Source organism: Endozoicomonas sp. ONNA2, from assembly GCF_024606365.1.
GTDB lineage: Bacteria > Pseudomonadota > Gammaproteobacteria > Pseudomonadales > Endozoicomonadaceae > Endozoicomonas.
This window is the reverse complement of the sequence record NZ_JAHHPO010001113.1, coordinates 1-2013: the sequence shown is the minus strand read 5'-3', so window position 1 is coordinate 2013 and position 2013 is coordinate 1. Positions and strand designations below refer to the sequence as shown.

The 2013-nt window shown below is 44.9% G+C and carries 2 protein-coding genes; both read left to right on the top strand.

All coding sequences use genetic code 11. From position 1 onward, the window contains the following. The coding region (locus KDK14_RS19750; RefSeq protein ID WP_257266936.1) for a WD40 repeat domain-containing protein at window positions 1-1498 on the top strand (1498 nt) is incomplete at its 5' end. A gap of 186 nt (window positions 1499-1684) precedes the next feature. Continuing rightward, window positions 1685-2013: F-box protein (locus KDK14_RS19745; RefSeq protein ID WP_257266935.1), on the top strand; the 329-nt coding region annotated here is incomplete at its 3' end.

The following is a 2013-nucleotide window of genomic DNA, read 5'->3' as shown; positions in this document are numbered from 1 at the left end:
TGTGGAGATCATGTATTTTAATCTACGGGAAATCAGTGGCCAGTGCCTCTCTTTTCATGCGAAGTGCAAAGCGGCCATGGTTCACAAAAACCAGGTATACATTGTTCAATCCAGTGCTGACATTCCACAAATATTAAGTGCCTGCGATACTGAAATAAAAATGATTGAATTAATCCGTGGTACGCAGTGGGTGGAAACGTTCTCTACCCCATACGACACGGGGTGTGTGGGAGATTCAATACAGTTGATAGCCAGTGGCACCTGCCTTGTTACAAACAACGGTCGTCATGTGAAGATTTTCGAGCGATCCCCGGATGGAAAATGGGACTATAAGATATCCCCTTTTGAAAACAGCGGGAACGTTCTGATCTGCACAGAATACGCCAGGCCCAACAGTTGTAATGTGTTCGTCACAGCCTTGTGCAAGCTTAATGGGAGATCCGAGTGGTCGACAAAATATTGCGGAAAAAACAGTGATGGAAAATGGATAGAGTTACCCGTTGGCGTAACGAATAGGGTGATTGCTTGTGATGTAACTCGCGATGGCAGGTGTGCACTGGTAAGCGACGGAAATAATCTGCTTATTTACGAACCAACTGACGAAGGGCTAGAGGTGAATACGCTGTCTGACAGGGGATCGCGTTTAGCCAAATTTAGTCCGGATGGGACACGTGTAGTATCAGATTATGGACGTAATGGTGCAAAGATTTATATTCGTAGCAATCAGGGAGACTGGCTGGAAGAGTATATCATCCATGATGAGGAGGATCGCCACCCGCTGAAGAATATACAGTATAGTCCTGACGGAACCGCCATCGCACTCATTGACAGGTACCGTGTCGAGATCTTCGGGCGTGACGAAGAAGGAGCCTGGGGCAGGCAAGCCGTTTTCGATGATATTGTGAGGGGCCATTTTTTTTCAAAAATTATATTCAGTCCTTATGGAACACACGGCGTAATAACATTGGCATCTGACATCTACCCCAAAAAGAAGAGGCAACGAATCATCGGAAAGATCAACAATAGTTCATGGGTGAGGAAGGCGCATGTGGGTTCCAATGGTCTGGTTGCTTTTAGTCCTGATGATACCCATGTTGCCATTTTCACCGGTTACGCCGATATAGGTCCGCAAATAACCCTCTGTGAATTAAGTGATGAACGGAAGTTGCCAAAAGTCGCCACCATCGAACATGGCAAAAAGGTTCGCTCCATTCAGTTCAGTGATGACGGGAGCCATATCATCACCGGCAGTGACGATGGATTGGTCAGAATTTGGGGACAATTGGGCAACAGCCGGTGGATAGAGAAGGTTGTTATCAAACACCATGGGTGGGTTCAATTTGCTCAATTCGTAATGGGAATGACCCACGTGCTGGCTTGTTGCAATAATGAAGCTAATTTATACGAACTGAAGCCCAAAGCCAAAGTGTTTAATAAACATGGAATGAGCAGGCGAATGCCACGTGACAAACTGCAAAAAGCTCATAACCCGGTTTAACTGATGTAATGCAGCTCTCTACCATAACGGCCATAATGTAACGCCTGATCATTTCGACAAAATACTACTGATGTTAGTAAACGACAGTGAATTGCGTAACTACAGTGTTTAAGTAGCTAACCATATAAAGTCATATATTTCTGTGAGTAAAAAGCAGTATCTGTATTTTTGACGGAGTTTCATTCCATGAATAATCCCCCATTGAATTCACCGAACTTGCCCATCCACCCAACTCATACAGATGCCGGGGTAGCCAATGATCATACCCGTGTTGTTCCTGATTGTGGCTTAACTGATTGCGGCTCTGCTGATTGTGACATAAATTTTGGCATAACTTGTGGCATAAAGAATTTCGCCGGATTCCGGCAGGTCAGTAAGGCAGAGCCATTTGCAATCTTGCAAGCCATTCTAGAGATTCCCGAGTTAGGCAGTCGGATATTCAGCAATCTTTCGGTTTCAAATCTGTCAAGGGCTGAGCGGGTCTCAAAATGTTTCAGGAACAATATTTTACTGAA